Here is a 25705-nt window from a genome sequence, read left to right as displayed (position 1 = left end):
GGTTGTTGTAAGGAAAGTGAATTGGTTAAACTAGCTGCGGTGGTTAAACTAAGAAATGTAATTATGATTTCAGGAGGAATACAAATGAAAAAAGTGAAATTAGGACTCGTAGCGATTATGTCAGCTGCTGTATTTAGTGGTTGTTCTATTATGGATATGATTGCACCACAAGCAAAGGGCGTTGTTATGTATGGAGATGAAACTGGCGTTCAAAAAACAATGGATCAATATAAAGATAAAATTGAATCCCAAAGTAAATTTGAAGCAAAACTAGGTACTGTCAATGAGAAAAAGGTTTTAATTATGAATAAAACAACAGCTGAAAAAATGGTAAAAGAAAATATGCTGAAAAAGGTAGTAAAAGAAGATGTGGAACCAATTAAAGCATTGCCATCTGTTTCAGATGAAGTGGGAGTAGTATTCGCTAAAGAGGAACAAAAAGATGTAGTAATTGATGGAAAGAAAATGAAGTATGAAGGTAATGTAGTAATCGGTGATGCGCGTAAATATACAGATATGTATGCGGTTGTTAGTGATGCCGAATATACAAAGATAAATGAACCGGTAAAAACGATTGGATTAGCAGCCTTTAAAGAAAATCCAAAGGAAAAGATTTTCCCAGATATAAAGAAAGGTTCTAACGTAGAAGAAGCACATATGGTGGAAGTGAAATAATAAAAAGGATGCATGTAATGCATCCTTTTTATTCTGCGATTTTTTCTAAATTACCGTTTCGATCCATTCGGAAAGATGTTTGAGAACGTTCTTCGTCATCCATGACTGCCAACTTACGAGCGCGGTTCATAATGTTCATAAGTGTTTCATAATCTTCTTGTACAGTATGAGATTGTGCTTCTAATTTTTCTAGTTTCTTTTCTAGTTCTTCATTTCGAAGGATTTGTGATTTAATTTCTTGTTTCAATCTCGTATTCTCGTTTTCAAGAGCTGTTACTTTTATATTTGAAGATCCGACGGTTTGTAAAAAATAAATAACATCTTGCATTGTCATAGAGCCTTTTGCAGTAGGAACAGTAGGTTCTTGATATGGAATAGCTTCTTTATATTGTACAATTGATTCCTCTTGCACGAATTCTTCATAGTCAGTTATCGAATCTGAAGCTGGTGGTGTATAAAGTAAACGTTTTTTCGCTTGTTCACCGCTTGCAGCACGCATTTTATCTTTACGATGTTTTTTTGCTAGTTGAAGAGCTTGTTCATAGCTATAGCGGACAACAGCATTCCAACGGAAACCACAGGCAGCCGATGTACGATTTAATTGATCACCCACTTCTTCAAATGCATTTAATTGAGTACTTCCTTCTCGAACGTGACGAAGTACAGTTTCAGCAAGTAATAAATCATCCTCATCCGTCCAAGCATCTTGTCTTACTTTCATAGATTCAACTCCCTTTCTTTTTATGAACTTCCTATTTTTATAATGGGCAAAAAAATGAGCTTTTATACAAAGCTTTTAAAAATATGGTAGATTTCGATGAAAGGTATAAATTTTGCCAAGAATGACGTAAGCTTCTGTAGGAGAACATATAAATATGTAGCATTATATGAAGAAAGAGCTTTATAGGGAAACTTGCAACGAGCTTCAAAGAGCGGTAAAATACCATTTAGTGTTTATTTTTAAATGTACTTGAGAAAAGTTTAAAATAGAGGAAGTGTTATATAATGGGGAACGAATTTCGTGTGTGTGATGATTGTCAGGCAACGAACGTTAAAACATTGATTCCGAAGTTGAAAAAAGTAGATTCATGTGCAACGATTGAAGTTGCGTGTCAGTCTTACTGTGGCCCTGGTCGTAAAAAATCATTCGCATTTGTAAATAATCGTCCAGTTGCGGCTCCAACAGAAGATGAATTAATTGTAAAAATTGAAGCAAAGTTAAATAAGTAAGAAAAGGAAGAGTGAACAGATTACTCTTCTTTTTTTATGCCCATAAGAGGAATGAGTTATTCTACGAAAATACAATTGAGTAGATTAACATTCAATGAAGGAGGGGCATTATCTGTTCATTCGAATTTCAATTTATATAAATTTATATTTCAAAATAATGGTTGACAGTCTTTTGAAGCGATAGGTAGAATAGAAGGTGTCTGATTCTGAGAATCATTATCAGGAAAAGAACAATTCATCTAATTTTTTTATTGCTATTTGAGAATAAATTTCATTTCATTAAATATATGTTGTTGGTTAGGATGGTTGAGGGATGGAAGCGAGCGCAAGGAGTATAGAACAGCAAGATGTGAATGTTAAAGAGATTAAGAGCAGACCGCTCATTGCTTCTATTATTTTAATAGTAGGTACAATTTTGTTAGCTTTAAGCATGGCAGTTTCTATTTCGTTTGGAGCGGCAGATATTAGTTTAAAGACTGTATGGCAAGCTGTGTTTCAGTTTGACGGTTCTATTACGCATCATAACGTAATTCAAGAACTTCGCATGCCTAGAGCAATAGGGGGCGTAGTTGCAGGTGCCTTTTTAGCGGTATCGGGGGCAATTATGCAAGGTATGACGCGAAATCCACTTGCTTCTCCATCATTAATGGGGATTACAGATGGGGCTGTATTTGGGATTGCAATTATGTATGCATTCTTCCCTAATTCACCTTATTTAATGTTCGTTATCGCATCTTTTATTGGAGCGGCGTTTGGGGCGGCCATTGTATATGGTGTTGGGTCTTCTTCACCAGGTGGATTAACGCCTGTGAAGTTAGCTTTAGCAGGAGCGGCAATTAGTGCTTTATTAGGGGCCATTTCATCTGGAATTGCGTTATATTTCAACCTTGCTCAAGAGGTGAGTATGTGGAATGCAGGCGGAGTTGCTGGAGTGAAATGGGAAAGTATTAATATGTTAGTACCGATTGGTCTTGTTTGTCTCTTTATTGCAATTATAATGTCAAGGTATATTACAATTTTAAGCTTCGGTGAAGAAATTGCGATTGGACTTGGTCAAAATACGACATTAATTAAATTTATCGGAACAGTACTTGTTCTTGTGTTAACAGGTTCTGCAGTTTCTATGGCAGGATCGGTTGGATTTGTTGGTCTTGTAATCCCACATATGACTCGTTTCCTTGTAGGCTCAGACTATAGATGGGTTATTCCATGTTCTGCGGTCTTAGGCGGACTGTTAATTGAATGTGCAGATATGTTATCTCGCGTTATTAATCCACCGTTTGAAACGCCAATTGGAGCAATTACAGCGCTAATTGGGGTTCCATTCTTCCTCTACTTAGCACGTAACGAAGGGAGAGGGAAAATGTGAGGACAAGTGTCTTAACAAAAAAGAACGTTTCGGTTTTAACAATTTTAGTAGGATTAATCGTTACTGTATTTTTAGTAAGTTTAAATACAGGGACATTTAAAATACCACCAATGGACGTATTAAAGTCATTGGTTGGACTTGGGGCTGAAGATCAGTCTGTTATTTTATTTGAATTCCGTATGCCACGCATGGTTATTGCTATATTAGTCGGATCTGCTTTAGCGATGTCAGGTGCGATTTTGCAAGGGTTATCACGAAATCCACTTGCTGATCCAGGTATTATCGGTATTAACGCTGGAGCGGGATTAACAGTTGTTATATTCGTCTACTTTTTCTTCGGGAAAGTTGGGACTGGTACATTTTTATCTGTATTTATCCTTCCATTCTTCGCGTTAGTTGGTGCGATATTAGCAGCAGTTATTATTTATTTACTAGCATGGAAAGACGGCGTTTCATCAACGAGATTAATACTAGTTGGTATCGCTGTTGCAGCTGGGTTTGGTGCTGTTAGTTTAATTTTTTCTATGAAGATGACATCTAACGATTTCCGTTTTGCGACGATTTGGTTAGCAGGAAGTTTGTGGGGAACAGATTGGAAGTTCGTGCTAAGTGTACTTCCGTGGATGGTTATTTTCTTGCCACTTGCTATTAGTAAGGCGCACATATTAAATGTAATGAACCTAGGCGACTCTACAGCTGTTGGCCTTGGTGTAAATGTAGAAAAAGAAAGACGTAAATTATTATTTATTGCAGTTTGTTTAGCTGGGGCATCTGTCGCTGTTGCCGGAGGAATTGGTTTTATCGGTTTAATGGCTCCGCATTTAGCGAGGCGTCTTGTTGGTGGTAAACATCAAATTATGCTGCCTACTGCTGCACTAATAGGGACGTTTTTACTTTTATTCGCAGACGTAATTTCAAGAAGTGTGTTAACAACTTCAGAAATACCAGTCGGTCTTGTTATTTCTGTAATTGGTGCACCATATTTCATATACTTACTTATGAAGACAAAATAAAGGGAGGCTTTTTGTATGGCAACTTTAGCGGTTGATGCGGTATCTGTTGGCTATAATGAAGGGTTAATTATTGATGGATTAACAGTTGAAATTCCGGAAGGGAAAATTACAACAATTATTGGACCAAATGGTTGTGGGAAGTCCACATTATTAAAAACGGCTTCTCGTATTTTGAAGGCGAAAAAAGGTACTGTTTACCTTGACGGAAAAGCAATTGAGAAACAACCAACGAAAGAAATCGCAAAGAAAATGGCGATTTTACCACAGACTGCAGAAGTGCCAACTGGCCTTACTGTGTTTGAGCTTGTTTCATATGGACGCTTTCCTCATCAAAAAGGATTTGGAACGTTGAAAGAAGAGGATTATCGTTACATTCATTGGGCACTTGAAGTGACGGGAATGACAGAATTCGCAAATCGTCCAGCAGAGGCGTTATCAGGTGGGCAACGTCAACGCGTATGGATTGCGATGGCTCTTGCACAAGGAACAGAATTACTTGTATTAGATGAACCGACAACGTACTTAGATATGGCGCATCAATTAGAAGTATTAAACTTATTGAAAAAGTTAAATGAAGAAGAAGGTAGAACGATTGTTATGGTTATCCATGATTTAAACCATGCTTCTCGTTTCTCAGATCATATGATTGCATTAAAAGCAGGTAAGTTAATGAAACAAGGAACGCCAGACGAAGTGATGACGAGTGAAACACTTCGTAACGTATTTGAGATTGAAGCTCAAATCGTTCCATGTCCAGTAAACTGTAAGCCAATTTGTTTAACATACGATTTAATGATGATTAATAATCAATTACGTAAAAAAGCATAAATAGCCCCCCTCTTAGAGAGGGGGACTTCTAATGGACGTTGAGCTTCTTATATACGAATGGGAAGTTGAACGCCCTTTAGAATGGGTTAATAACAACAATTAATAAGTATATATTGATTGAATGTTATCCTCGTTTCTTATAGTTCATTGTAACTTATAAGAGAAATACAGCTAGAAGGAGTGGGAACATGAAGAATTTTAAAATGGCACTATTAGCAATGGTACTAGTCGTTACTTCTGTACTATTTGCAGCTTGTTCTAACAAAGAAGAAGCGAAGAAAGCAGATGCGAAGGATGCGAAAACTGAAGAGCGCACTGTACAACACGCAAAAGGGGAAATTAAAATCCCTGCAAATCCAAAGAAAATTGCTGACCTTAGTGGTTCAACAGAAGAATTATTAATTTTTGGTATGAAACCAATTATTACTGCTAATACATCTCAAGAAAAAATTGATGCACATATTGAAAAGAAATTAAAAGACGTAAAACCAGTTGGCTCTGCTTGGGGCGATAAAATTAACATCGAAGCAGTAGCTGCTGCAAAGCCAGACTTAATTCTTGTAAACAATCGTCAAGAAAAGATCTATGATCAATTATCTAAAATTGCACCAACAGTTATGTTGAAAACTCCATTAGACCAATGGCGTCCAAAATTCGAAGAAGTAGGTCAGATCTTCGGTAAAGAGAAAGAAACAAAAGAATGGTTCAAACAGTATGATGAAAAAGCAAGCAAATTACATGACAAAATCGTTGCGAAAACTGGCGATGCAACATTCATGAAAATGGCTGCATATCCAAATGCTTTCCGTGTATACGGTGACTACGGTTACGGTAGCGTAATCTTTAATGACTTGAAATTACCAGCAGTTAAAGGTACACCAACAGATAAACCATTAGTACAAGTACAAAAAGAAGCTTTAATCGATTACAACCCCGATTACCTATTTGTATTTACAACTGGTGACGGTTCTCAGCGTCTAAAAGAATTCCAAGAAGAATCGATTTGGAAAAATATGAATGCTGTTAAAAACAACCACGTATTTACAATTAAAAACGAAGACTTAAACAAAGGTTACTTCCCTCTAGGTAAAGAAATGATCTTAGATGAAGTTGCTGAATTCGTTTTAGGGAAATAATATATAAAAAGAAATCACTTTTACTTCGGTAAAAGTGATTTTTTCTTTATATAAGGGCAATTAATATAGTCTTTCATTTCTTTCTGTTTCCTATTTCGTTTATAATATATAGTAAGAATGCAGTAAAGAAAGGGGGATGTCGGAAGGTGGTATATTTAAACGACAAACTCAGCGAAACAAAAGTGTTTAAAGACCCGGTACATAAATATGTGCACGTGCGCGATCGTGTTATTTGGGATTTAATCGGAACGAAAGAATTTCAACGCTTGCGCCGTATTAAGCAGCTTGGAACGACATTTTTTACATTTCACGGTGCAGAGCATAGTCGCTTTACTCATTCGTTAGGTGTATATGAAATTATTCGTCGTATGATTGATGATGTGTTTGATGGCAGACCGAACTGGAATGCTGAAGATAGATTGTTATGTTTATGTGCGTCCTTACTTCATGATGTCGGTCACGGCCCATTTTCTCACTCGTTTGAAAAAGTATTTTCATTAGATCATGAGAAATTTACGCAAAAAATCATCGTTGGAGATACGGAAATTAATCGCGTATTAAGTCGTGTGGATAAAGACTTTCCACAAAAGGTGGCCGATGTAATCGCAAAAACATCTACTAATAAATTAGCGATTAGCATGATTTCCAGTCAAATTGATGCAGATCGTATGGACTATTTATTAAGAGATGCGTATTTCACTGGCGTAAAGTATGGAAATTTTGATATGGAACGTATACTGCGTGTCATGCGTCCATACGGCAATCAAGTAGTTATTAAAAATAGTGGTATGCATGCTGTTGAGCATTATATTATGAGTCGTTATCAAATGTATTGGCAAGTATATTTCCACCCGGTAACGCGCAGTGCCGAAGTTATTTTAACGAAGATTTTACACCGTGCAAAATCATTGCACGAGAAGTATTATACATTTAAAAATCATCCGGTTCATTTCTATTCTTTATTTGAAGAAGAAGTAACAGTAGAGGATTATTTAAAGTTAGACGAGAACGTTATGTATTATTACTTCCAAGTATGGCAAGACGAAGAAGATCCAATTTTAAGTGATTTATGCCGTCGTTTTATGAATCGAAACTTATTTAAATATGTAGAGTTTACAGATCAGCACGGTTTAGATAATTGGATGGAATTAAGTAGTTTATTTAAAAAGATTGGGCTTGATCCAGAATACTATTTAGTAGTTGATTCAACATCCGACTTACCGTATGATTTTTACCGTGCTGGTGAAGAAGAAGAACGTCTGCCAATCTTACTTCTTATGCCAAATGGGGAGCTTAGAGAGCTTTCACGTGAATCGGATATTGTTGAAGCAATTACTGGCAAGAAGAGAAGAGATCAAAAATTATTCTATCCGCATGATTTAATCTATGAAGATGGAAGAAAAGGAAAATATAAAGAGAGAATCATCGAGTTACTAGAAGGAAAAAAATAAGAAGCAGCTAAGAGCTGCTTCTTATGAAAGAACTTGAAATTATTTGTCGCTTAAGCGTTTTCCGCCAACTGCATAATGGTTTTTAGACATTTCTTCGATGAAAACAACGATGTTTTCTTCAGGAGCACCAGTTGTTTCGCTTACTGCTGCTGTTACTTTCTCAGCAAGAGCTTTCTTTTGTTCTTCTGTGCGTCCTTCTAGCATTTTCACTGTTACGTATGGCATATATAATCGCTCCTTTTATGTAAGTTACACTCTTATTATAGCGGATTATGGGGAAGAACAATCGAAAAAACAAATATTTTCTTTTTTGGACATATTGAAGAGGAGTTGGAGTATGGATCAGTTATTTAGATATCCATTGCAAGAAATCCCGTTGGTAGCAATGGCGATTATTATTGCATTATCAGTGCATGAATTTGCGCATGCATATGTTGCATATAAATTTGGAGACGATACAGCAAAGAGGCAAGGCCGTTTAACTTTATCACCGATGGCACACTTAGATCCTATCGGGATGATTGCTGTATTAATTCTTGGTTTCGGTTGGGCAAGACCGGTACCAGTTAATCCGTATAATTTTAAAAGACCACGTCTTGCGGGAATATTAGTTTCGATTGCAGGGCCAATTAGTAATTTAATTTTAAGTGCAATTGGTTTAATTATTTTGTATAGCTTAATAGTATTCGGAATATTTGATGCAATTCCAGTTGCAGTAGCTGATACATTAGAGAGATTCTTTGAACTCTTTATAATGTTAAATATTGTTTTACTTGTATTCAACTTATTACCAATCCCACCACTTGATGGATATCGCGTCGTGGAGGATTTAGCGCCAGCAAATATTCGTGCGAAAATGACGCAGTATGAAAAATATGGAGCAATTGCGTTATTAATTCTCGTTATTACACCGCTTAGCAATTACACGATCCAACCTATTTTCCAAGTAGTTATTCCGCATGTATTAATGTTTTTACAAAATATCATTGCGCCTATTTTCAGGCTTTTCTAATCAGTAAGCGAGGAGGACTTTACATATGACAGAGAAAAAGAAAAAAATCGGTTTTAATATCGTGAAAAATGATTCAACAGATGGACATGGTGGTTTTGGCGTTGGGGCATTAAGTCTAGAAAACATTTCGCCTGTATTTGTCGATGTACTAGAGAAAACAGCATTTGTTGATATCGGTGCGATGCATGCGCGTAGTACAGTCGAAAAAGGTATTAAGTTTTTAACAAATAAAGATGAAGTTCCAAACGGAAAACCATTTTGGCTTGTGTGGGTAACGATTGAAAGAACTGCGACAGGTGCTTATTATGCAGGTGTAACAGCTTGTGAAATGACAGTTGACCGTGAAATTCGCCGCGGATATAAATCACTTCCAGAGCACGTAAACAAAATGGATAAATCAATGAAGCGTCACATTATGGTTGACCATATGGATGAATCATCTAAAAAAGTACTTGGTACGTTCTTGAAAGAACATAATGAAGCAATTTGGAACGAATCTAGTGAAGAATTGCGCCGTGCATTATTAAGTGAATAAAAAATAGCTGACGGATACCCGTCAGCTATTTTTTTTACCAAGGAAGATATTTTTTCCACCAACTTGTTTTTTTCTTTTCTTCAGTTGTCTTTTCAAATTCTTCTTTATCATCAACATGATCCATACAATATTCAGTTGGTTCTGTACCTTTTGCGAAATACATTTTAACTGAAATGGGACAGTTTTTTGTAGCGATTTTTCCGTTTTCAGGGTTAATATCGACTGCAACGACGTCACTTGGCTGTTTAAACTCTTTTTTAGGTTGTCCATCTAAGCCTTTTTCCATCGTATCGGTCCATATTCTTTTTGCATATCCTTGTTCTGCTACATTTGAAATCGATTTAGGTTGATCGTATCCAACCCATACACCAGTGACGATTTGCGGGGTAAATCCAATCATCCAACTATCTGTTTCAGTAGAACCAGACTTTCCGGCATATGTTCTTGATAGCTTTGATAACATCGATTGACCAGTTACAGCAGCGTAACTGCTTAGTTTTTTATTAAACATACCCGTCATCATTTCTTCCATCACAAACGCTTTGCTCTTATCAAGAACTTGCTTACTTTCCAAATGAGCATCGTATAACATATTTCCTTCATGGTCCATAATGCGGCGAATAAACACTGGTTTTACTTCTTTTCCACCGTTTGCGAACATGCTATAAGCGTTAACCATTTCAATTGGTTTTACAGGAGATGTACCGAGAGCAAGAGACGGAACATCTTTTAATGCGGTAGTAATACCGAATTGCTTCGCTGTCTTTGTAAGAATGTCTTCGCCTAAAAATAAATTGGTCTTCACGGCATATACGTTATCAGAGACCGCAAGAGCTTGCGCCATTGTTACAAAATCGTCTGCATAATAGTCTTTATAGTTTTTCGGTTTATACTTGGAAACACCGTCACCTAAAGTGAATACGGTATATTCGCTTTTTAAGCGCGTAGCAGGGGTGAATCCTCGTTCTAATGCCGCGTAATACAGGAATGGCTTAAACGTAGAGCCGGGTTGTCGAGCAGCCTGTGTAGCCCTGTTAAATTGACTCGTATTATAATCAGTTCCACCAACAAGGGCAGCTACTTCACCTGTTTTTGGATTCATAGAGACGAGCGCAGTTTGTATGTTTGTTGTGTCGGGTATGTGATCTTTTACAGCTTGCTCTGCGACCGATTGTAATTTAGGGTCTAGCGTTGTATAAATACGCAAACCACCTTTTTGTAATGCTTGTTCATCTAATCCGATATCACGAAGAAGAGAAGCTTGTACAGCATCTTGGAAATAAGGTGCGACCTCTGCCACTTTTTTCGTATCTAATGAGGCGAAAGTTAGTGGCTCTTTCTTCGCTGAAGTTGCTTGTTTCTTTGTAATGTAACCCTGTTCTACCATTTCATCTAATATGAGAGATTGCCGTCCTTTCGCGCGATCCCCTTTTAAAAAGGGAGAGTAGACACTAGGTCCTTTCGGAATACCTGCGAGCATACTAGCTTCAGCTAATGTTAGTTCTTTTGCTGTTTTATCGAAATATAGACGAGACGCAGCTTCGATTCCGTAAGCACCATGCCCGTAATAAATTGTATTTAAATATCCTTCTAAAATATGATTTTTATTATAGTTCACTTCAAGGCGAATTGTGTACATCGCTTCTAATAGTTTACGTTTCCACGTTTTATCATGATCTAAGTATAGGTTACGAGCATACTGTTGTGTAATCGTACTAGCACCTTGGACCTTTGCCATCGCTTTTAAATCGGCAACAATAGCACCAGCAATACGTTTCATGTCAAAGCCATGATGTTTGTAGAATCGTTGATCTTCGATAGATAGTGTCGCCTCTTTTACATAAGGAGAGATTTCATTGAGAGATACATTGTAACGTTTTTGCATTTCATTACTTTGTCCGATAACAGTGTCATCATTAGCGTAAAAGACACTTGTTTGCGGGACAGCAACAGGAGGAGGTCCCATAATTTTTGCAACTATAATAATAACAAAAAAGGAAAAAACGAAAAAAAGAACAGAAGAAAACATTACGGTGAAGAAAAGACGTTTATATTTTTTAAGTTTCGGATTCATAGTTTGATCCATCTTTTTCAGCCCCTCAATACTAATACACACATTATTGTATTAGTATTGAGGGTTTTCGGTTATTTTAAACAATGAAATTTCGAAAACAAAAAGCTCCTTCAATTAAGAAAGGAGCTCAAAGGCACGTGCTGGCCAATCGGTAATAATGACATCTACGCCATAGTCAATCATAGTTTGTAAATCTTTGTATTCGTTAATTGTATAAGGGCGGAAAACGTACCCTTGTTTTTGCGCTAGTTGAACAAATTCCTTTGTTAGCAGTTGAAAGTTTGGGTGTAAACCAGTTGCTTCTCTAGTTTTTGCTTCAGCGATAGCATCAGCAAGTGGTGTATCATATAAAATCGCTCTTGGGATCTCAGGAGCAATCTCTGCTAATAATGAAACAGATTCGTGGTTAAATGAGGAGAATACAATTTGATTTGATAGATGATATTCTCGAACAAGAGCCACAACTTTTTCTTCAATATTTGGATAGTGAATCACGTCTGTTTTTAATTCAATATTGAGTTGTAAACTTGTTGTAGATAGCCAAATGAATACTTCGCGTAATGTTGGGATTTTTGCTTCATGGAAAGAAGGGTCTTTATGGCTGCCAGCATCTAAAGCTTGTAATTCCGCTACTGTTTTTTCAGAAACAAGACCGATGCCATTTGTTGTGCGATCTACCGTTTCATCGTGAATTACGACAAGTTCACCATCTTTTGATAGGTGGACATCAAGTTCAATTCCATGGGCACCAACGCGTTCTGCTTCTTGGAAGGCAATCATCGTATTTTCTGGATGTGTTCCTTTTACCCCGCGGTGAGCGAAAATAAGTGGTTTATTCATACGGAAATCTCCTTATCGTTTCTTTTCTTTCATTATGAAACTGCTTTTGGAAAAATACAATTGAATGGGATAAACATTTACAAAAGTCTAACAGTTGCACAAAAGTTAACGTTAACGTAAAATGTAATAATCAAGTGAAGGGAGGAATAAACATGTATAAAATTGATGAAGTCACAAAGCAAGTTGGTTTAACAAAACGTACACTTCGTTATTATGAGGAAATTGGTTTAATTCATCCCCCTGAACGTAGTGAGGGGAACATTCGCCTGTATACAGACGAGGATATCGCTAGAATTAAAAGAATTGTGGAAGCGAAAGAAGTGTTGGGGATTACGCTTCAAGAAATGCAACATTTTTTATCGTTAAAAGAAAGAATGGAGCAAAGAAGAAATAGTGAGAATCCCCGTGACCGTGAAGTGATTCAAGAAATTAAAGAGATGCTTGAAAAACAAGTGCAAACGCTAGACGAGAAAATGGAGCAAATGCAGCGTGTGAAGGCAGAGTTACAAGAAAGTTTAAATCGAGCAGTTATATTTTTAGAGAATACAAAAGGAGAGTAATCAAAATGGAGAGCAAACAAAAACTAGGGAGATTGATTACAGTGGTGGCTACCTTCCTTGCCTTTTCGGGTATAGGGGTAGTCGACCCAATCTTACCAAGCATCGCTGAGCAAATTGGTGCATCGCATTGGCAAGTAGAGATGTTATTTACAGCATATATTTTAACGATGGCAATTATGATGTTACCAGCTGGAATATTCGCATCAAGATTTGGTGATAAACGAATGATGACGATTGGTCTTGCGATCGTAACTGTATTTGCGTTTATATGTGGTATATCGCAAACGATTGCTCAATTATCTCTTTTCCGTGCGGGATGGGGATTAGGAAATGCGATGTTCTTCGCAACGGCGATGACATTATTGATTGCATTAAGTAAAGAAGTTCATGAAGCAGTAGGATTATATGAAGCAGCTATCGGTTTAGGGATGGCAGGCGGACCGCTATTAGGCGGGATATTAGGTGGACATTCTTGGCGTTACCCATTTTTTGCGACGAGTATTTTAATTTTCTTAGCATTTATTTTAGTTTTCTTTTTTGTAAAAGAGCCGGAGCGAAAAGTGAAGCGTAAAGCGGCAGGCGTAGGGGAATTACTTAACCTAGTGAAATATAAACCGTTTATGCAAGGTGCAATTTCAGGAATGTTATACTACTATGGATTTTTCGTTGTGTTAGCATATTCACCACTGATTATGCATTTATCTGCTATTCAATTAGGGTTTGTATTTTGCGGATGGGGATTAGCGTTAGCTTACGGTTCTGCAATTTTAGCTCATAAGCTAGAAGGTAAATATGAGCCGAAAGCATTGTTGAAAGGTAGTTTACTCGTATTTGCGCTTTTCTTAATCGCACTATTCTTTGTGAAAGTTATGTGGTTACAAATTGTATTAATTGTTCTATCAGGATTAGCGTCGGGATTAAATAATGCATTATTTACAAGTTATGTAATGGATATTTCACCTTATGAAAGATCTGTTACATCAGGTGTTTATAACTTCGTTCGTTGGTTAGGTGGCGCAATTGCTCCAATCTTATCAGGAATCATCGGCCACACTGTTTCACCACAAAGTCCGTTTTTAGTTGGTGGAATTGTCGTGTTAGTCGGTTGTGTAATGATTTTAATTCCGATTCGAAAACCGGTAGAAGTAGAGAGAAAAGCCCTTTCTTAAGAAAGGGTTTTCTTTATACATATATGTTAGAACCCTCTGACTAAAATATATTTTCGGTATTTTTGTACTTTTAACTATACTTTTTGGATGTTTTGTTTTATTTTTGTTAGGGGACATTAATGATGTCCTTATTATAAATTTGCATTGAAAGGCGTGATTGTACGATGGAACTATGGTTCACTGAAAAACAAACAAAACATTTTGGGATTACGGCGCGTATTAACCGCACATTACATACGGAGCAAACAGAATTCCAAAAACTTGATATGGTTGAAACGGAAGAGTTCGGAAACATGCTTATTTTAGATGGCATGGTTATGACAACAGAAAAAGATGAGTTCGTTTATCATGAAATGGTAGCGCACGTACCTTTATTTACACATCCAAACCCTGAAAACGTATTAGTTGTAGGTGGTGGCGATGGCGGTGTTATTCGTGAAGTGTTAAAACACCCAAGTGTAAAGAAAGCAACTCTTGTTGAAATCGATGGAAAAGTAATTGAGTACTCTAAACAATACTTACCATCAATTGCAGGCGCATTAGATAATGAGCGTGTAGAAGTAAAAGTAGGAGACGGTTTCCTACACATCGCAGAAAGTGAAAATGAATATGACGTAATTATGGTAGATTCTACTGAGCCAGTAGGCCCAGCAGTAAACCTATTTACAAAAGGCTTCTACGCTGGAATTTCAAAAGCGTTAAAAGAAGATGGTATTTTCGTTGCACAAACGGACAACCCTTGGTTTACACCAGAACTAATTACAACTGTGTTTAAAGACGTAAAAGAGATCTTCCCAATTACTCGTTTATACACAGCGAACATTCCAACTTACCCAAGCGGTCTTTGGACGTTCACAATTGGATCTAAAAAACATGATCCATTAGAAGTAAGTGAAGAGCGTTTCCACGAAATCGACACGAAATACTACACAAAAGAATTACACAATGCAGCATTCGCATTACCGAAATTTGTTGGCGATCTAATTAAGTAAGAGAATCGTATTGAACAAATAAAGTGTAAGTAGCTCATTTAAGGTGTTTGTCCAGAAGACTTGAACATGCTAGCTATTTACACTTCTGTAAAGAAAATCGTCTTCTTATTGTTAAAAAAGAAGACACCGGTAAATCGAGAAAGAGGAGCAGCTCGCTCCAAATTTGAGAAATATGAAAGGTTGGGATACCTTAAGTTCCACATAAGGAGGAAAAGAATATGCGTTTTGATGAAGCTTATTCAGGTAAAGTATTTATTAAAAGTCATCCAAGTTTTGAAGAGTCAAAGGTAGTTATTTACGGGATGCCTATGGATTGGACAGTAAGTTACCGTCCAGGATCTCGCTTTGGCCCTGCACGTATTCGTGAAGTATCAATCGGTCTTGAAGAATATAGCCCATATTTAGATCGTGAACTAGAAGAGGTAAAATATTTTGATGCGGGCGATATCCCATTACCATTCGGAAACGCACAACGCAGCATAGATATGATTGAAGAGTATGTATCAAAACTTTTAGATGCCGATAAGTTTCCACTAGGTCTCGGCGGTGAGCACTTAGTGTCTTGGCCAATTTTTAAGGCAATGGCAAAAAAATATCCGGATTTAGCTATCATCCATATGGATGCTCATACTGATTTACGAGAATCGTATGAAGGGGAGCCTTTATCCCACTCTACACCAATTCGTAAAGTGTGTGATTTAATTGGTCCGGAAAACGTATATTCTTTCGGTATTCGTTCTGGAATGAAGGAAGAATTCGAATGGGCAAAAGAAGTAGGTATGAACTTATATAAATTTGACGTATTAGAACCGTTAAAAGAAGTATTGCCGAAACTTGCAGGACGCCCAGTCTATGTCACAATTGACATTGACGTATTAGACCCAGCTCATGCTCCTGGAACAGGAACGTTAGAAGCTGGAGGTATCACATCTAAAGAATTATTAGATTCCATCGTAGCAATTGCAAATTCAAATATAAATGTAGTTGGAGCAGACTTAGTAGAAGTAGCTCCTGTCTACGACCATAGTGATCAAACACCAGTCGCAGCAAGCAAATTCGTGCGGGAAATGCTGCTCGGTTGGGTAAAGTAAAAGTGAAGCCGACTGTTTAGACCCGGTGACTAAGGTTCTTTCCTGCAAAAGGTGCTTTTTACCTTTTGGCAGGGAAGGTTCTTAGACGCAAGGGTCTAGAAGGCGTAACTGGATAAAGTAAAAGCGGAAGCGGCTCGTTCGGAATGTGAGGGGGATGGAGCTTCAGACGTAGAGGCGTTTTTTGCCTCGAAGGAAGAAGTGAAGCCACCGATCATTCTAGCCGCGCTGTAGCTGGATAAAATAAGGACCTCCTACATGAATAGGGGCCCTTATTTTTTCGTTATGTGTCGGTAAGCCGATATATTAAAAAAACATGGCGAGCCATGAAAAAAAGAGCTATTCTCAAATGATGAGAATAGCTCTTTTTCTTATGCAACCTTCTCTTCCGAAGCAATGCCGCGAATTTCATCAGCAGAACGAATTGGATATTTACGGAACACGATTGATCCGATGTATCCAACAATCGTGGTAACGATTCCACATAATATAGCAGCAATCGTTACTTTTACAACGTCATTAAATCCGAATAAGACAAGAAGTCCTGGGATTGGTGATGCTGTTCCTGGTGCATTATTAACGAGTTGGAACAGAGATGTAATAATACCAGCAAGTGCACCGCCAACGAAGTTTGTCGCATAAATTGGAATTGGATTTGCTGAAACAACATCGGCTTGTGTTAAAGGCTCTATTGCTACAGCGATTGTGTCTTTCTTTGAGCAAATTTTTAGTCGCTTAAAGAAAATAAAGTTCATTGGGGCTGAGGCTGCTACGGCAAGACTACCAATTGCCATTGGTAAACCTGTTAATCCAAGCATTGCAGTTAGTGCCATAGAACTTAATGGAGAGGTAGAAATAACTGTTATTAATCCACCAAGCATAATGCCCATAATGATAGGACTTTCTGTAGTTGCAACTGAAATCATAGAACCGATTTTACCGAGTGTTGCATTTACGAGCGGATCCATAAGCATGGCCATTCCGCGTGAGATTGGTGCAGCGATAAATAGGATTGCTAAAAACTCTATACCAGCCGGTAATTTCTTTTCGAGGAACTTTACGACGAAGGCACAGACGTATCCAGCGAAAAATCCTGGTAAAATACCGAACCCACTAGTAGCGATACCGATTAAAACAGCATATACGGGTGAAACACCGATTGCTAATGCGACTAAAATTGCCGCTGCGACGCCGCTCATACTACCAGAAGCTTCTCCTACTGATTGTAGAAATTCATTATGAAACATTTCTCCACCGATATAACGGTGAAATGCTTCAATAAGAAAACTAGCGATTGCTGCATTAGCTAAAGCACCCATTGCTTTCATGCCGTAAGGAGCACGGTAACTAAAAAGTGTAAATAGACAAAGTACAACAAGTAATAGTGCTAAACCTTGCAAGATAGCCATTTGAAAACTGTCTCCTTTGATTTTTGTAATAAAGTGAAACTTTAATCAGTGGGTGTTTTGTCCCTTCCCACTGATTATTAGTTGAACCAATCGGGCATTTACGGGCAGTTGTTTCCCACCGACTTTTCCCGTATTCACCGCATTTGGGGGTGGGAGTCTTACTGCCCGTTAATGCGGGATAAAAATTCGTATCATTCAATAATAATATAAAAGTTTGTTAAACGGAAAATTTTTTTGATGGGAATTTGCTATAAAGGGAAAAACTCTTACAATAATGTAAGGAAAGTGTAAGGCGTTTCGATAGAGTATAGTATGTTGTTTTTCGTATAATACATGTATAGACATAAGGTTAGTGAGAAAGAAGTGCAAACAGGAGGCGCATTTATGAAATTGGTAATTAAAGTTTTAGCTGTGTTCGCCATTATTTTAGGAGGAACAGCATATTATTTAAACACAAAAACAGAAGGTGTACATGCTTTTGTAGACAACTTCTTTTCAAATAAAGAAATACAAGATTATTATGCGGTTATAGATAAAGGCGAGAAAAAAGATGGAGAATACTTGTACACTTTTAAAGGGTATACAGAAGACGGAAAGTTACAAGTTGTGAAAAGAATGATGAACCGTGAATTGCATACGGGGGCGTTTATAAAAATTTATGCAAAAGGTATGCAAGGAAAAGGATGGGCTGAAATCTCGAAAGAGTCAATTCCGCAAAAAGCGTTGGAAAAAATAGAAAAACCATAAAAGGAGCGATTCATTCGCTCCTTTTTTAGTGAGTTAAAATAGTGATAGATGTCTTTTCTTTATTAGAAATGATTTTTGCACGTCCACCAATGGGGAAAGTGAAAATCGGGGTTGTATGCCCGAAACTTGCGTTTGCAATGATAGGGATATGTGCAAGTTCAGGCTTTGAAGCAATCATTTCTTGAATGTCTTCTATCGTACATTCTGTTCCTTTTTGCATTCTTCCTATAACAATGCCTTTTACATGTTCAAAGTTAGGTAGCTGCATAAGAGAATGTAAATAACGATCAAAGGTGTTAAGGGTAGCATTTCCAGTTAAACTATCCTCCTCAAGAAATAATATTTTATCCTGTAAGTTTGGCATATATGGTGTACCTTGTAGTAAATTCAAGGTGCTCATATTACCACCGATAATCTCTCCAGTTGCTTCGCCTTCATGAATCGAAACATAACCTTCATTTTTAATAAATTCTCGATTTTCCTGATCGATGTACCAAGAATCATCGCTCCATGTTTCAGATGGTAGGACTTCAATAGGCTCATTAGAAGTTAAGCATTTTAAAAAGTAATCAGTCGTATACTCGAGCCCTTTCTCCATTCCAAATGAAGAGAAATGGGGGCCTGAATATGTAACAAGTCCTGCTTTTGTGTAAATTGCATTATTTAAAGCGGTAATATCAGAATAGCCACAGAAAAACTTCGGGTTTTCTCGAATTAAATCATAATCGAGATGTTTTAGTAAACCATTAGAGTTGTATCCACCAAGTGTTGTCAAAACGGCTTTTACATTAGGATCTCTAAATGCATCATGAAGATCTTGAACACGTGAAGAAATAGAAGAGGAAGCAAATCGATCTATCTCATCAGCATATGTTGAGAATGTAACTTGAAAGCCTATGTCGGTTAATCTTTTTATAGCAAGCGCTTGGTTGGTATTTGAGACAATACTTAAACTATAAGAGGGTGAAATAACTCTAATTTCATCACCTTTTTTCAATTTTGTTGGTAGCACATAACTCACCCCTTTAAATGAAAGAATATTTAGATTTAAAAAACATTTTATCATATGAAATAAAGTGGAAGTGAATTATTTTTTGAAATGGAGTTTTCCTGATTTTTCAGCAGACAGACAGAGGTTTTTTTTGATATGATAGGAAAAGTGATTTATTATAAGTAGTATTTAATATCTATAACATTTGAAAGGTGTGCAAGACGTGGAGAAACAACTTGCAGGCTTGCCGGTACACGTTCATTTCGTAACAGAAATCCGTGAAGGGGCGAGGAAAGAAACCGTTGCTTTTGAAGCAGATGGTCAATACTATGTAAAAGGTCAAGGTACATATGTAACATTCCAAGAGCCGAACGAACAGGGCGAAGTGAAAACAATTATTAAAATTCAAGGTGAACAAGTTCTCATTATGCGTTCAGGTGCTGTTTCAATGCGTCAAACGCATGTGAAAGGTGAATGGACAACTGGTACGTATACGAGTGAACTTGGTACGTTTGCATTGCAAACGAAAACTGATAACGTTCTTTTTAAATGGTCGGATGAAAAGAAAAAAGGACAGCTCTTCTTAACGTACGCATTGCTTCTAAGTGAACAAGAAGCTGGCAGATATACAATTACACTTAATTTGAAGGAGGCAAAATAATGAATTCTTTAGAACAAGTAAAAGGATTAATTAAAGAAGAAATTCAAGCTGCTGTATTAAAGGCAGAATTAGCGACAGAAGAACAGATTCCAAACGTTGTATTAGAATCTCCAAAAGATAAAACAAATGGTGACTTCTCTACAAATATGGCAATGCAACTTGCACGCGTTGCGAAAAAAGCACCTCGTATGATTGCAGAAGAATTAGTTGCAAACTTCGATAAAGCAAAAGCTTCTATTGAAAAAATTGAAATCGCAGGACCTGGTTTCATTAACTTCTACATGGATAATGGCTACTTAACAGACTTAATCCCAACAATCGTTAATGCTGGCGAAGCTTACGGTGAAACGAATACTGGTAAAGGTGAAAAAGTACAAATTGAGTTCGTATCTGCGAACCCAACAGGGGACCTTCACTTAGGACATGCACGTGGTGCAGCAGTAGGTGACACTTTATGTAACGTATTAGCAAAAGCAGGGTATGATGTATCTCGTGAGTACTATATTAATGACGCTGGTAACCAAATTCATAACTTAGCTCTTTCTGTTGAAGCTCGTTACATGCAAGCTTTAGGTCTAGAGAAAGAAATGCCAGAAGACGGATACCATGGTGCGGACATCATTGGAATTGGCAAGCTTTTAGCAGAAGAATTTGGTGATCGTTATGCAAAAGCTGATGCAGAAGAAAGCTATGAGTTCTATCGTTCATACGGTTTAAAATATGAGTTAGCAAAACTTCAAAAAGACTTAGAAAGCTTCCGTGTTAAATTCGATGTATGGTTCTCAGAAACATCATTATACAAAAACGGAAAAATCGATGCTGCACTTGCAGTATTAAAAGAGCGTGACGAGATCTTTGAAGAAGGCGGTGCAACTTGGTTCCGTTCTATGACTTACGGTGACGACAAAAACCGTGTATTAATTAAAAATGATGGTTCTTACACATACTTAACGCCAGATATCGCTTACCACCGTGATAAATTAGAGCGTGGTTTCGATAAGTTAATCAACATTTGGGGTGCTGACCACCACGGTTACATTCCTCGTATGAAAGCTGCTATTCAAGCACTTGGTTACGATAAAGAAACACTTGAAGTGGAAATCATCCAAATGGTACAACTGTACCAAAATGGTGAAAAAATGAAAATGAGTAAGCGTACAGGTAAAGCAGTTACACTTCGTGAGCTTATGGAAGAAGTAGGCGTGGACGCAATGCGTTACTTCTTCGCAATGCGTAGCGGTGATTCTCATTTAGATTTCGATATGGACTTAGCTGTATCAAAATCGAATGAAAACCCAGTATACTATGCACAATATGCTCATGCTCGTGTATGCAGTATCCTTCGTCAAGGTGAAGAGTTAGGATTAGCTACAGGCGGAGACGTGAACTACAAACTTGTTACTTCTGAGAAAGAAGTAGAGTTACTGAAAAAACTTGGTGAATTCCCAGCTGTAGTTGCGGATGCAGCGCAAAAACGTCTGCCACACCGCATTACAAGCTATGCATTTGAATTAGCAGCAGCATTACACAGCTTCTATAATGCAGAAAAAGTATTAAACCAAGATAACTTAGAATTAAGTAAAGCTCGCTATGAGTTAATGAAAGCAGTACGCACTACACTTCAAAATGCATTAGCAATCGTAGGAGTATCTGCACCAGAAAAAATGTAATGAAGAAAAGCGGAAGCGGCTCGTTCAGAATAGGAGGGGGATGGAGCTCCTGACAGAGAGGCGTACTTTGCCTCGGAGGAAGGCGCGAAGCCACCGAGTATTCTAGCCGCTGGAGCTAGACAATAAAGAAAAGCGGAGCCGACTGTTTAGTCCCGAAGGCTAAGGTTCTTTCCTACAGAAGATGCATTTTATCTTCTTGTGGGGAAGGTTCTTAGACAGAAGGGGCTAGGAGGCAGAGCTAGACATAAAGAAAAGCGGAAGCGGACTTTCGTTTTCAGTAAAAGGCAATCACACGATGTTGTGATTGCCTTTTTATATGGAGATAATAAAAAAATAAAATTTTATCAAACAAAAGGAGAATTTGCGTCGTCTTATATAAATGACAGGAGGCTTATGATGGAAGAAAAGGTAGAAGAATTAATTGATATATATAAGCAGCAAATATATTCCTTATGCTATAAATTAGCGAAAACGAAAGAAGATGCAGAAGATATTTTTCAAGAGACTTGGATAAAAGTTTTTTCCTCTAGGCACCAACTTTCTTATATAGAGAATTATAAAAAATGGATTACTACAATTTGTGTTCGTACATTTTATGACTTTTATCGTAAGAAGAAAAGATGGAAAGATCGTGTATTGGATTTATTTCATAAAGAAGATGGTGGAGAAATAGATTTCGCAGATGAAGTGAATATATCAGAAGAATTTATTCAAAAAGTGGAAGCGGAAATGATACTGGAAGTTATACAGTCATTGAATGAAAAATATAAAACCGTGCTCGTACTCTACTATTATGAACAATATTCTTATAAAGAAATGAGCGAAATATTAAATATACCGATTGGTACGGTGAAGTACCGTCTTAATTATGCGAAGAAGCAAGTGCGGGAACATTTGGAGGGGTTCGTTTATGAAGGAAGATAAGTTTGATCAGAAGATAAAAAGTAGCTTAGCAGGAGAGATGGTTCCTAGAGAAGAGCTAATAAATAATACGAAACAGAGCGTGCGAAATGCTCGGAAATTAGAGAAGAGATGGGTTATTTTCATTCATGCTATTTGGATGATTGTATTAACAGTTATCATAGAGCAGTTTGTTAGCCATTTGGATCATAAAATATCTGTCATTATAACGATAGTTATTATGGTGCACTTATACATTCCTATATACGTTGTTATACAGTCATTTTTAAAGAAGGAGTATAAATTACATGATAGAGTTCGTTAATCCATTTGTAATATGTCAGATAGCTGGGATTACAATGCTTTTGGCTTTTATAGCACTTTTAGTATGTGTAGCATCATGGGTGTATACAGATGCGAAAACGCGTGGAATAAGTAGGTGGTGGAGTGTTATAGCGATTGTCTTGCCATTTTTTATTGGAGTTTTATTATATATGATACGAAGAAGTAACAAGAAAATAGAAGGAGAACATAAGATGAAGGATAGGAAAAAACAAAAAATAACATTAGTTGTCATATTTGCAAGTGCAATGTTTGTATTACTTAGCGGCTTTGCTTTCGTTCAAACGTTAGATGATATGTGGAGAGCTGGAGATATATATTTAGAAAGTGAGAAGCAAGGAGAGAGAAGTTACGAAGCAAAATTCTCATCATGGGATATTGCTGGAAAGGACATTGAACTTGAGTATGCAAAAGATACAGAAGTAACATTTTTTTATGAGACAGATGCAAAACGTGGTAACTTATGCTTTAGTTTGTATGAAAGACAAGGGGAAAGTAGTAAAGAGTTAAAAGAAATTTGTGAATCGAAAAAAGGTACTTTTACAGTTACCTTGAAAGCAAATGAAAAGTACATATTTAATATAAGTGGTTTAATGGTGAAAGATGGATTTGTAAAAGTAAATTGGGGAGAGAAATAAAAGAGGCCTTGTAAAGGGCCTCTTTTCTATTGAATAGTATACGTAACAGAAAAGCTAACAGGACTATAGTAAACGTAAGGTGCATGAAATTGAACGTACATATTTCCATCTGTTTTTGCAGTGAAAATTCGGCCGTAACCATCAGAATAGCGTCCAATAAGGTTATGATTTGAGTCATAAACACTGTAACTAGGAGTTTTGCTGTTAGGTTGAATTGTTAACTCTTGCCCCTTTTGAAGGAAAATAGGTTCTTGTTCAGAACTACTTCCAGTTTGTAAGGAATAAAATTTTGTAAAGCTTTGTTCTTGAGCGGCAGCAGCGACTTTTGTTTCAGGAATAAAAGCGGTAGCGCCAGTAATTCCTGCTAAAGTTAACGCACCAGCTAAAATCATTTTTTTCATAGTAGAAAAGCCTCCTTATTAGTTGTAATTGTTTTTGTTACAGTTAATATTGTATACGATAATGAGTAGGAGAAAATATGCTTTTATGCATATATATTTTTTCTCAATAAAAGACCACTGATTTTTATCAGTGGTCTTTTAAATGATTAAGCAGCTTTCTGTTCAGTTTGAGTAACAGGTTTTTGAAGTGTATTATAAACCCCTGTCCCGATAACCTCTAATGCCATTTTCATACGTTCAGGTGAAATATTTTCAAATACGTTATCTTGAGGTGTGTGATATACCTTTTCGATATGATAGATTAATGGATTCCAACTATCGACACCCATCCAAATAAATAGAGCGGCAGGAATACCAACTTCAGCAAATGGGACGTGATCACTAGAGCCGAATTTCCCTTGCAGCACGAGGTCATTATTTAATTGTTTCCCTGCTTGTAAGGCTGCGTCAGTTACAAGGTTTGGAGAACCGTTAGGCGTCATAGCATATAAATTCTTTGCTTTATCATAATTTGTTGCAACCATGTCTGCATTAAAGACACCTAGAATTCGATCGCGTTCTTTTTGGGATAGACTATTCACATAATAATCGGAGCCAAGTAAGCCAGTTTCCTCAGAACCAAACGCAATAAAACGAATTTCTTTATCAGTTTCTACATTTTGAAAAGCACGAGCTAACTCTAATACTAATCCTGTACCAGAGGCATTATCGTTTGCTCCAGGTGCTCCAACAACACTATCGTAGTGCGAACTTACAACGACAGCTTTGTCATTACCTGTACTATTTTTTGGTTTCTTTTTAGCGATGACGTTTAAGGATTTTAAATTAGATTCATGTCTCGCTTTTAGGGAAAGAATGGTTGACCCTTTTTTAGCGATTTCTTCTTTAAATGCATTTCCTTGCGCATAAGCAAGACCAAAGACAGGGATAGACTGTTTTTTCGTTAGGCGGGGATTAAAGGTTTGTCCATAATTTCCGCGGCCGCCAATTAAACTGTATAAAAGAACACCTTTTGCTCCTTTGCTAACAGCATTTTCAACTTGTTTATTATAGTCTGTAACTGTTGTTCCTCTTTCAAATAGAACAATTTTTCCGTTTACTTCATTTGGGATGTCCTCTAATTTTGTCCCACCTTGAACAAAGATAAGAGGAGCTGTAACAGCTTCTGTGGAAATTAGTGCGTTAGGGGCAGCGCCTGCTTGCCAATTACGCTTTGTGGATAATGGTGATTCAATAAATCCAACGTATTGATCAGGCACTTGAAATGGTTGATATTCTACTTCATAGCCCATTGATTTAAGTTGCATACCAACGTAGCGAGAAGCCCATTCTTCTGATTTTGTCCCACCAGGACGAGGACCAATTGTTTCGGATAAGAAACGGATATGTTCGATGGCGCGGCTTGCATCAACTTGTTTTGTGATAGGTGAAGTCTGTGTGATTTCTGACGTGGAATCAGCTTTGGCTTGTCCAATTGGAGCTAAGCTAACAGCGAGTGACACAGCAAGCAAAGAGCTTACTATTTTTTGTTTCAAAGATTTTTTCATTTTTTCCTCTCCTATTCTTCTATTCTCTCTGACTGACAAAAGAAGACGGATAATGACTTCATTTTATCGTTATCTTCATTATTTTTCAATATTCTGACATTGAGAAATAAAAAAACGCTATATGCATATTTGCATATTTTTGATGGAGATATGTATGCTATCATTTTAAATGAAGGTTCGCTTTCTGCTTGGAAAGCTCCTACATTGCATGAATCTAGTGTACCCAAACTTTAGATTATGTAGAGAAAAGAATCCACTATAGGATTTCTTTTCTCATGTTTGAATCATGTGATGATAAATATGTTTCCGCATTTCATACTTATCATCAGTGATATATGTAAGGCATCCATATGAAAATACGAGGCTGTTCAAAGGTTTTCCGTACTTTTGGACAGCCTCACCCCGTTAAAAGGACGATACTCTATGT

27 protein-coding genes are annotated in these 25705 nt (G+C 37.1%); 19 read left to right on the top strand and 8 right to left on the bottom strand.

Features of this window, described 5'->3' with window-relative positions:
• Positions 1 to 84: 84 nt before the first annotated feature.
• Positions 85 to 675: a lipoprotein BA_5634 family protein gene (locus KVT31_RS15020; RefSeq protein WP_088098542.1), complete on the top strand. Its 591-nt coding sequence runs from the start codon at positions 85 to 87 to the stop codon at positions 673 to 675.
• Between the two features lie 28 nt (positions 676 to 703).
• Here KVT31_RS15020 and KVT31_RS15015 read toward each other — a convergent pair whose 3' ends face one another.
• Complete coding sequence (locus KVT31_RS15015; RefSeq protein WP_088098541.1) at positions 704 to 1396, bottom strand: RsfA family transcriptional regulator; 693 nt, start codon at positions 1394 to 1396, stop codon at positions 704 to 706.
• Positions 1397 to 1680: 284 nt separating this feature from the next.
• On the opposite strand from KVT31_RS15015, the gene KVT31_RS15010 reads away from it, so the two are divergent.
• From KVT31_RS15010 to KVT31_RS14985, 6 genes are all read left to right on the top strand, one after another.
• A complete protein-coding gene (locus KVT31_RS15010; protein WP_000526075.1) occupies positions 1681 to 1905 on the top strand; it encodes a YuzB family protein in 225 nt (74 codons plus the stop codon).
• Between the two features lie 313 nt (positions 1906 to 2218).
• The gene (locus KVT31_RS15005) at positions 2219 to 3274 is read left to right on the top strand and encodes a FecCD family ABC transporter permease (RefSeq protein WP_061680058.1); all 1056 of its coding nucleotides are present in this window, start codon (positions 2219 to 2221) and stop codon (positions 3272 to 3274) included.
• Positions 3271 to 4287 carry a FecCD family ABC transporter permease gene (locus KVT31_RS15000; RefSeq protein ID WP_088098540.1) on the top strand — a complete coding sequence of 339 codons (1017 nt, stop codon included), beginning with the start codon at positions 3271 to 3273 and terminating at the stop codon, positions 4285 to 4287. Before KVT31_RS15005 ends, KVT31_RS15000 begins: the two co-directional genes overlap by 4 nt.
• A 15-nt stretch (positions 4288 to 4302) precedes the next feature.
• Positions 4303 to 5115, top strand: coding sequence for an ABC transporter ATP-binding protein (locus tag KVT31_RS14995; RefSeq protein WP_000212061.1), 813 nt, complete (start codon positions 4303 to 4305; stop codon positions 5113 to 5115).
• Between the two features lie 188 nt (positions 5116 to 5303).
• Positions 5304 to 6251, top strand: coding sequence for an ABC transporter substrate-binding protein (locus KVT31_RS14990; protein WP_088098539.1), 948 nt, complete (start codon positions 5304 to 5306; stop codon positions 6249 to 6251).
• A gap of 146 nt (positions 6252 to 6397) precedes the next feature.
• Positions 6398 to 7702, top strand: a complete 1305-nt coding sequence (locus KVT31_RS14985) for an HD domain-containing protein (RefSeq protein ID WP_088098538.1) — start codon at positions 6398 to 6400, stop codon at positions 7700 to 7702.
• Between the two features lie 39 nt (positions 7703 to 7741).
• Here KVT31_RS14985 and KVT31_RS14980 read toward each other — a convergent pair whose 3' ends face one another.
• A complete protein-coding gene (locus KVT31_RS14980; protein ID WP_001147171.1) occupies positions 7742 to 7927 on the bottom strand; it encodes a 2-hydroxymuconate tautomerase in 186 nt (61 codons plus the stop codon).
• Positions 7928 to 8039: 112 nt separating this feature from the next.
• On the opposite strand from KVT31_RS14980, the gene KVT31_RS14975 reads away from it, so the two are divergent.
• Both KVT31_RS14975 and KVT31_RS14970 read left to right on the top strand, forming a co-directional pair.
• A complete protein-coding gene (locus KVT31_RS14975) occupies positions 8040 to 8714 on the top strand; it encodes a site-2 protease family protein (RefSeq protein WP_088098537.1) in 675 nt (224 codons plus the stop codon).
• Positions 8715 to 8739: 25 nt separating this feature from the next.
• The gene (locus tag KVT31_RS14970) at positions 8740 to 9249 is read left to right on the top strand and encodes a YwhD family protein (RefSeq protein ID WP_000136683.1); all 510 of its coding nucleotides are present in this window, start codon (positions 8740 to 8742) and stop codon (positions 9247 to 9249) included.
• A gap of 34 nt (positions 9250 to 9283) precedes the next feature.
• On the opposite strand, the gene KVT31_RS14965 is transcribed toward KVT31_RS14970, so the two are convergent.
• A complete protein-coding gene (locus KVT31_RS14965; RefSeq protein WP_088098536.1) occupies positions 9284 to 11335 on the bottom strand; it encodes a transglycosylase domain-containing protein in 2052 nt (683 codons plus the stop codon).
• Between the two features lie 102 nt (positions 11336 to 11437).
• On the bottom strand, positions 11438 to 12163 hold the full coding sequence (locus KVT31_RS14960; protein ID WP_088098535.1) for a glycerophosphodiester phosphodiesterase: 726 nt from the start codon (positions 12161 to 12163) through the stop codon (positions 11438 to 11440).
• A gap of 152 nt (positions 12164 to 12315) precedes the next feature.
• Between KVT31_RS14960 and KVT31_RS14955 the strand changes: the two genes are divergently transcribed.
• From KVT31_RS14955 to speB, 4 genes are all read left to right on the top strand, one after another.
• On the top strand, positions 12316 to 12723 hold the full coding sequence (locus KVT31_RS14955; protein WP_088098534.1) for a MerR family transcriptional regulator: 408 nt from the start codon (positions 12316 to 12318) through the stop codon (positions 12721 to 12723).
• A 5-nt stretch (positions 12724 to 12728) separates the two neighbouring features.
• A complete protein-coding gene (locus KVT31_RS14950; RefSeq protein WP_088098533.1) occupies positions 12729 to 13892 on the top strand; it encodes an MFS transporter in 1164 nt (387 codons plus the stop codon).
• Positions 13893 to 14056: 164 nt separating this feature from the next.
• Positions 14057 to 14884: a polyamine aminopropyltransferase gene (gene speE, locus KVT31_RS14945; protein WP_088098532.1), complete on the top strand. Its 828-nt coding sequence runs from the start codon at positions 14057 to 14059 to the stop codon at positions 14882 to 14884.
• Positions 14885 to 15102: 218 nt separating this feature from the next.
• Positions 15103 to 15975, top strand: a complete 873-nt coding sequence (gene speB / locus KVT31_RS14940; RefSeq protein WP_060632990.1) for an agmatinase — start codon at positions 15103 to 15105, stop codon at positions 15973 to 15975.
• 368 nt (positions 15976 to 16343) lie between these two features.
• Here the strand turns inward: speB and KVT31_RS14935 are convergent, their stop codons facing one another.
• A complete protein-coding gene (locus KVT31_RS14935; RefSeq protein ID WP_088098530.1) occupies positions 16344 to 17381 on the bottom strand; it encodes a PTS sugar transporter subunit IIC in 1038 nt (345 codons plus the stop codon).
• Positions 17382 to 17765: 384 nt separating this feature from the next.
• Here KVT31_RS14935 and KVT31_RS14930 point away from each other — a divergent pair, with 384 nt between their 5' ends.
• The gene (locus tag KVT31_RS14930) at positions 17766 to 18128 is read left to right on the top strand and encodes a YxeA family protein (protein ID WP_061680051.1); all 363 of its coding nucleotides are present in this window, start codon (positions 17766 to 17768) and stop codon (positions 18126 to 18128) included.
• 25 nt (positions 18129 to 18153) lie between these two features.
• Here KVT31_RS14930 and KVT31_RS14925 read toward each other — a convergent pair whose 3' ends face one another.
• Positions 18154 to 19140, bottom strand: a complete 987-nt coding sequence (locus KVT31_RS14925; RefSeq protein WP_088098528.1) for a S66 family peptidase — start codon at positions 19138 to 19140, stop codon at positions 18154 to 18156.
• Positions 19141 to 19342: 202 nt separating this feature from the next.
• Here KVT31_RS14925 and KVT31_RS14920 point away from each other — a divergent pair, with 202 nt between their 5' ends.
• The 5 genes from KVT31_RS14920 to KVT31_RS14900 all read left to right on the top strand — a co-directional run bounded on the left by KVT31_RS14920 (position 19343) and on the right by KVT31_RS14900 (position 23330).
• Complete coding sequence (locus tag KVT31_RS14920) at positions 19343 to 19780, top strand: YwiB family protein (protein ID WP_088098527.1); 438 nt, start codon at positions 19343 to 19345, stop codon at positions 19778 to 19780.
• Positions 19780 to 21450 carry an arginine--tRNA ligase gene (gene argS, locus KVT31_RS14915; protein WP_088098526.1) on the top strand — a complete coding sequence of 557 codons (1671 nt, stop codon included), beginning with the start codon at positions 19780 to 19782 and terminating at the stop codon, positions 21448 to 21450. Before KVT31_RS14920 ends, argS begins: the two co-directional genes overlap by 1 nt.
• Positions 21451 to 21846: 396 nt before the next feature.
• Positions 21847 to 22374 carry an RNA polymerase sigma factor gene (locus KVT31_RS14910; protein WP_140392610.1) on the top strand — a complete coding sequence of 176 codons (528 nt, stop codon included), beginning with the start codon at positions 21847 to 21849 and terminating at the stop codon, positions 22372 to 22374.
• The gene (locus KVT31_RS14905; protein ID WP_088098525.1) at positions 22361 to 22675 is read left to right on the top strand and encodes an anti-sigma factor; all 315 of its coding nucleotides are present in this window, start codon (positions 22361 to 22363) and stop codon (positions 22673 to 22675) included. Before KVT31_RS14910 ends, KVT31_RS14905 begins: the two co-directional genes overlap by 14 nt.
• Positions 22659 to 23330 (top strand): ABA4-like family protein, encoded by a 672-nt coding sequence (locus KVT31_RS14900; protein ID WP_088098524.1) that lies wholly within the window; start codon positions 22659 to 22661, stop codon positions 23328 to 23330. Before KVT31_RS14905 ends, KVT31_RS14900 begins: the two co-directional genes overlap by 17 nt.
• A 26-nt stretch (positions 23331 to 23356) precedes the next feature.
• On the opposite strand, the gene KVT31_RS14895 is transcribed toward KVT31_RS14900, so the two are convergent.
• Together KVT31_RS14895 and KVT31_RS14890 are read right to left on the bottom strand one after the other, a co-directional pair.
• Positions 23357 to 23731, bottom strand: coding sequence for a hypothetical protein (locus tag KVT31_RS14895; protein WP_088098523.1), 375 nt, complete (start codon positions 23729 to 23731; stop codon positions 23357 to 23359).
• Positions 23732 to 23877: 146 nt separating this feature from the next.
• Positions 23878 to 25278 carry a M28 family metallopeptidase gene (locus tag KVT31_RS14890; RefSeq protein WP_088098522.1) on the bottom strand — a complete coding sequence of 467 codons (1401 nt, stop codon included), beginning with the start codon at positions 25276 to 25278 and terminating at the stop codon, positions 23878 to 23880.
• Positions 25279 to 25705 lie beyond the last annotated feature (427 nt).

This window comes from Bacillus sp. GbtcB14 (genome assembly GCF_019091205.1).
Classification (GTDB): Bacteria; Bacillota; Bacilli; order Bacillales; family Bacillaceae_G; genus Bacillus_A; species Bacillus_A cereus_AG.
The sequence above is the reverse complement of the archived record's forward strand: the minus strand, read 5'-3'. Positions and strand labels throughout refer to the sequence as shown.